Here is a 5,321-nt window from a genome sequence, read left to right as displayed (position 1 = left end):
GGTTCGGGTTCGGGTTCTGCGTCCGGTTCTGGTTCTGTGTCCGATTCTGCTTCGAATCCCCTGTTCAATTCGGATTCTCCTTCCGATTCCCGAAGCAAGGCTTCGTCAGGGGATCCCGCCCATCCGACCCGCCGGCTGAGCGACGAGGAGATCGCCGCCGCCCTCAGCGAGTTCGAGCTGGAGCTGTCGGGTCAGGCCGCCGTGGACGATTCCTCCGATGGTGCTACGGGTGGCGATGCTGGCGGCGTTACGGATGGTGCTACGGATAGTCAGGCGGGCGGTTCGGTGAGCGGTGCCGCCGGAAATTCGCCTAAGGCTCCGAAAGCCGCCCCGGCGGATACCTCCGCGGGGGACGGGCCGACGTCGTCTTCGTCGTCTTCGTCGTCTTCTTCGGGGTCGCAGCCTGCTCCGGCGTCCTCCTCCCATCCGTCCTCCGGTTCGGCATCCCCGAAGCGAGATTCCTTCGACGGGGATGGCGGCCTCTCCGGGGGGCACGACGGCCCCGGCGAAAGCGACGACTTCGACATCCCGGACATCGCCGACGACCCCTCCCTGCTCGGCATCCCCGACACGGCGGACGACCTGCTCTCCGAGGCGGGTGCGGCTGATACCGGGATTTCCGACGCCGATGCGGGCGGCTCCGGTGCGGGATCCGCGCCCGACTCCGCATCCGACGCCACCTCCGGATTCGACGAGGAGCTCGAAGGCCTCATCGGCAACCGGGCCAAGGCGTCGGCCATCATCACCCGGCTCGCCTCAGCGGAGCTGCTCGCCGCGTTCTGCCGGATGTCCGACATCGACGCCGACTGCATCGATGGCGATCAGGGAGCCGTGGCGGTGCTGCGTGACCTGGACGGGGACGCCCCCGAGGTCGCCGCCGCCGACCTCACCGATGTCGTCAGCGGCATGGCCGTCGTGCTTGCCGTCAACCGCGCCGACAAGCTTGACGCCACCCTCTATCTGCAGGGTGAGCCCGGACAGACCTTCGCCCCGCCCGTACTGTTCTCCTCCTCTGCATCGTTCGTCGAGGATCTCATGCTCGGCATCGCCACGGTTGACGACCTGCGCGGCCAGGGAGCTTCCATCGTCCCCTCCGACGCGATGGACCAGGCCGAGGCCATGCGCGTCATCGCTCGCCACACGCGGCTCGGGCGTCGGGGGAGTCCCGACGAGTAGACCGTCAACGGATGGCCGGATGGATGCGCGGCGCCCGATCGACGGGTACCGCACGGACTAAAGTCGAAGAGGTTGGAACCCGTGGCTCCGTCTGATGCTCACGGTTCGGCGGCTGAACGGCCCGACGGCTCGTGTTTGGACGGCAAGGGGCCGGCCGTCGATTATCCGTCAACTCGGAACGGCCGCGAAGGAACGCGAAGGAACGAAGGAGCAGCCCATGACCTCGGCAGTGGTGTTCGACTACGGATTCGGCAACGTCCGCTCCATGATGCGCGCGCTCGCCAACCTCGACCTCGACGTCACGCTCACCTCGGACCATCGCCAGGCGCTGGAGGCCGACGGACTCGTCGTTCCCGGCGTCGGCGCCTTCGCCGCCTGCATGGAGGGGCTGAAGCATGAGGGCGGCGACCGGGTGGTCCGCGAACGCCTGCGTCGTGGGCGACCGGTGCTCGGCGTATGCGTCGGCGAACAGATCATGTTCTCGCAGGGCGACGAGCACGGCGACATCACCAAGGGACTTGGCCTGATCGGCGGCAGCGTCGACCTTCTTGACGCCGACGTCGTCCCCCATATGGGCTGGGACACCGTGGAGGCTCCCGAGGGATCCGTCCTGCTGCGCGGAGTGGAGGACGAACGCTTCTACTTCGTGCATTCCTACGCCTCCACCGAGGCGACGGACGTGGATCTGGCGGATGACGGGGTCGATCTGGGCGGACCCGCGCGCGTCACCTGGTGCTCCTACGGACGCAGTCGCTTCGTCGCGGCCTACGAGCGTGGGGCTCTGAGCGCCACCCAGTTCCATCCCGAGAAGTCCGCCGAAGCCGGGGCGCAGCTGCTGCGCAACTGGATCGCCACGTTCTGAGCCGGACCGTGTCGTTTCCCGGGCATGCCGGTCGCGATCGTTCGTCGGGCGGGGCCATGCCCGGGGCGGACTCCACCAATCGTCGTCGCGTTTCCTCCAGCATGCGTTTCCTCCGGCATGTATATCGTCGAAAAATTCCCAACGAAAGGTTCCCCATGTCACTCACCCTTCTTCCCGCAGTGGATGTCCGCGACGGCAAGGCCGTGCGCCTCAAGCAGGGCGAATCCGGCTCCGAGACCGACTATGGCAGCCCGCTGGAGGCAGCGCGCGCCTGGGTCGAAGCGGGGGCGTCCTGGATTCACCTCGTCGATCTCGATGCCGCCTTTGGCACGGGAGACAACCGAGCGCGGCTCACCGAAATCGTGAAGGAGCTCGGCGTCCGCGTCAACATCGAGATGAGCGGCGGCGTGCGCGACGACGACAGCCTCAAGGCCGCGCTTGACGCCGGGGCCGCGCGCGTGAACATCGGCACCGCCGCGCTCGAGAACCCCGACTGGACCGCGAAGGCCATCGCCCGATACGGCGACCGTGTGGCGGTCGGCCTTGACGTCCGCGGGCATACCCTCGCGGCGCGCGGTTGGGTCAAGGAGGGCGGCGACCTCTTCGAGACCATGGATTTCCTCGACAAGGCCGGATGCTCTCGCTACGTCGTCACCGACGTGACGCGCGACGGCATGATGAGCGGGCCGAACCTTAACCTGCTGCGTGAGGTCGCTGAGCACACGACCGGCGCGATGGTCACCGCCTCCGGAGGGATCTCCAGCCTGGACGATCTGCGCGCCATCGAAAGGCTGTCGCCGCTGGGCGTCGACTGCGCGATCCTCGGCAAGGCGCTGTACGCCCGCGCCTTCACCCTCGGGGAGGCGCTCGCGGTTACGCGGTAAGGAGCGAATGCCGGGCATGTGGGTGTGCATGGAGGCGTTGCCGGTTCTCCACGGCGCCGAGAGCCGTGCCGAGCATGCATGTGGGTGTGAGCTGCTGGGAGTGCGGAGAGGGGCGGGCGAAGGAGCTCCCGACTTGGGCACTCGCATCCGGGATGTGAATGCAGCGGTACGGTGCGAGGGCTGGGTATTGAAGCGCGGATCTGGGTTTCGAATCCTGATTCGGGTGCCTGTGTCCTGCATCTGAATTCGATATTCGATACCTCGTGGGCGGCAATCCCGTTCATTGGGCATCCGTATCGCGTCTTGGGCGGGGTCCCTGAGTATCTCTTTGTTTTGAGTCATCGAGAATCGCGATTTTCCGCGGTTTCTCGAAATCAGCCCATAGCGCCGCAGGCTAGTTTGTCCCAGAAAGTGCCCAAGGAACGACGGTCTACGGTTCCAGCCCAGCAGATGCCTCCCTTCCTGTCTCATCATGTACTGTTCTCCCTGCCACGCTGAGTCGTGGTCTCATGCTTCCCCGCCCACTCGCATGCATGCGTCTGGCTGCGATGCGTTTGATGACAATGCGTCTGTATGCCATGCGTCTGGTAGCACCTTGATTTTTCGACTCCCGTTTCCGCGTCCTGTCTTCGCGTCCTGTCTTCGCGTCCTGCGTTCGCCTCCCGTTTTCGCCGTCCTTCTCTGCCTCCTTCTCTGCCTCCCCCCTTTCTGCCTCCTTCTCTGCCTCCTTGCCTCCGTCTCTGCCTCCCGTCTGCGCCTTCCGTCTGTGCCATGTGACTTTCTGGACCTGCCCGCTCGTCTGGTGTGTCTCTGTGCCGACCGTGCCTCATTCGTTGGGCAGCCGATCACGAATTTCTGGGAGACTCCGGTGGGTTCGACTGACGGGAATGGCGGAAATACGCCATTCCCGGATCGGACAAATCATTGGCTCGGCCAGACCCCGCCCAAGACATGCACCGACTGCCCAATAAAGAGAAAAAAGGCCCAACGAGTGATCGTATCGGACTTGGGCAATGGAGAAGGATCTGGGTCGGTGCGGGTAGTTGGTGTTGGTGTTGGCGGCGATCGGCGATTCGATCTGGGCGTGGCAGTTCTGGGGTCAGGGTCCGGGCAATGGTGGAAGAGGAACAATCGTGACATCGGATGGGCGGCAACGATGGAATGAGGGCTCGCAATACTGGAACAGGAGGCGGTAGTGCGGGAACAAGAGGTGGAGATATCAGAACAAGAGATGGAATGATTGCGAATTCAGGCCTTCGTGACCTTGTCACCGTGAGGATTCTCGGTATTGCCGTCTGATCCTGCGGCCTTGTCGTGGAGCTCGTCGGCGAGTCGGTACCAGTGCTGCACGGTGTTCTCCAGGAAGAAGTAATGCGCCAGATAGAACGAGAGCAGCACGAGAATCCCCAGTGCCACGAGCGCCGCATAGCCATTCCCGGTGGGTAGCAGCAGCATGAGGACCACGGCCGTGAGCTCCACGACGGTCGTGAGGAACGTGACGATGAGATGGACAAGCCGCTCGTGCTGCAGCCAGGAGAGCTTGCGCATGTGCCAGTCAAGCAGAGCCCGCGGGTCTGTGTTCTGCACGTGGAGCCTGAGATACTCCTCATGATTGCGACACCATTGCCGCATGTTGATGCCAAACAGGTCCTGCCTCACGTCAGTGCCGTTCCTTCCGTTATAGCCGATGACCTGCGGCATATGCGCTCCTTGTGCGGGACTCCGGCGATGAATTTCGTCAATTCAGTATCGGTCGTTCTCGCCGCTGCCGGACACCAGGAATCGCCGCGCAGTGTGAGTGCGGCTTTGGGGCGTGGCGAACGACTTTGCGAGTTGAGGTCGCTGCGTCCCATACGGTATGGCATGTCTCGCTCGGAGTGGACCACGACCATGGGTCGTCCGTGTCGGCGTGGGCCTGTCGGCGTGTTCTCCGTGTCGGTGTGACCTGCTTGTTGACGTGGCCTGACTGATAGGGGACGAATCGATGAGTGTCCGATTGCCGGCAGCCTGAATCGAGGCGTCGCGGAGAGAACGGCTGGTTGTAGCCCTGTCTTTGACTGGAGCGGCCGGGAGAAGATCAGAGGGAACAGAGACTCCCGCTTTTCTGCCACGATGCCAAGCCTTGTCACAATCTGAATCGGGGGGTGGTGAGGGTCGTTGGGTTCCCGAGAACCCAAGGTGTCATGGGTGTCATGCGGATCCTGAGTGTTCTGCGAATCGTGGGACTCGTGAGGATGGTGTGAGTTGTGAGCGCGGTGTGGGCCTGCGAATGGTGAGGATCGTGAGAATCTCGGGCGTCGTGCGGACCTCGGGCATCCTGAGAACCTCCGGCATCGTGCGGATTTCGGGCGTCGTGCGAATCTTCCGAACCGAGCGTGAATCGGACGTGAATTCTCGTC

General features: G+C 64.0%; 4 protein-coding genes. 3 read left to right on the top strand and 1 reads right to left on the bottom strand.

What is annotated here, in order from left to right:
- The 3 genes from RWX87_RS06840 to priA form a co-directional block, all read left to right on the top strand.
- A partial coding sequence (locus RWX87_RS06840; RefSeq protein WP_399552332.1) for a hypothetical protein occupies positions 1-1,176 on the top strand: 1,176 nt, incomplete at its 5' end.
- 217 nt (positions 1,177-1,393) lie between these two features.
- Positions 1,394-2,038, top strand: coding sequence for an imidazole glycerol phosphate synthase subunit HisH (hisH, locus tag RWX87_RS06435; RefSeq protein WP_314688753.1), 645 nt, complete (start codon positions 1,394-1,396; stop codon positions 2,036-2,038).
- Positions 2,039-2,193: 155 nt separating this feature from the next.
- Positions 2,194-2,922, top strand: coding sequence for a bifunctional 1-(5-phosphoribosyl)-5-((5-phosphoribosylamino)methylideneamino)imidazole-4-carboxamide isomerase/phosphoribosylanthranilate isomerase PriA (gene priA, locus RWX87_RS06430; RefSeq protein WP_314688751.1), 729 nt, complete (start codon positions 2,194-2,196; stop codon positions 2,920-2,922).
- 1,248 nt (positions 2,923-4,170) lie between these two features.
- Here priA and RWX87_RS06425 read toward each other — a convergent pair.
- Positions 4,171-4,623, bottom strand: a complete 453-nt coding sequence (locus tag RWX87_RS06425) for a hypothetical protein (protein WP_314688750.1) — start codon at positions 4,621-4,623, stop codon at positions 4,171-4,173.
- Positions 4,624-5,321: the final 698 nt, after the last annotated feature.

Source organism: uncultured Bifidobacterium sp., assembly GCF_963540075.1.
In the GTDB taxonomy this organism is placed as follows: Bacteria; Actinomycetota; Actinomycetes; order Actinomycetales; family Bifidobacteriaceae; genus Bifidobacterium.
This window is presented reverse-complemented; position numbering and strand designations above follow the sequence as displayed.

Coding starts and splice junctions, on each gene's coding strand:
- hisH (WP_314688753.1), top strand. CDS start 1,394: ATGACCTCGGCAGTGGTGTTCGACTACGGATTCGGCAACGTCCGCTCC.
- priA (WP_314688751.1), top strand. CDS start 2,194: ATGTCACTCACCCTTCTTCCCGCAGTGGATGTCCGCGACGGCAAGGCC.
- RWX87_RS06425 (WP_314688750.1), bottom strand. CDS start 4,623: ATGCCGCAGGTCATCGGCTATAACGGAAGGAACGGCACTGACGTGAGG.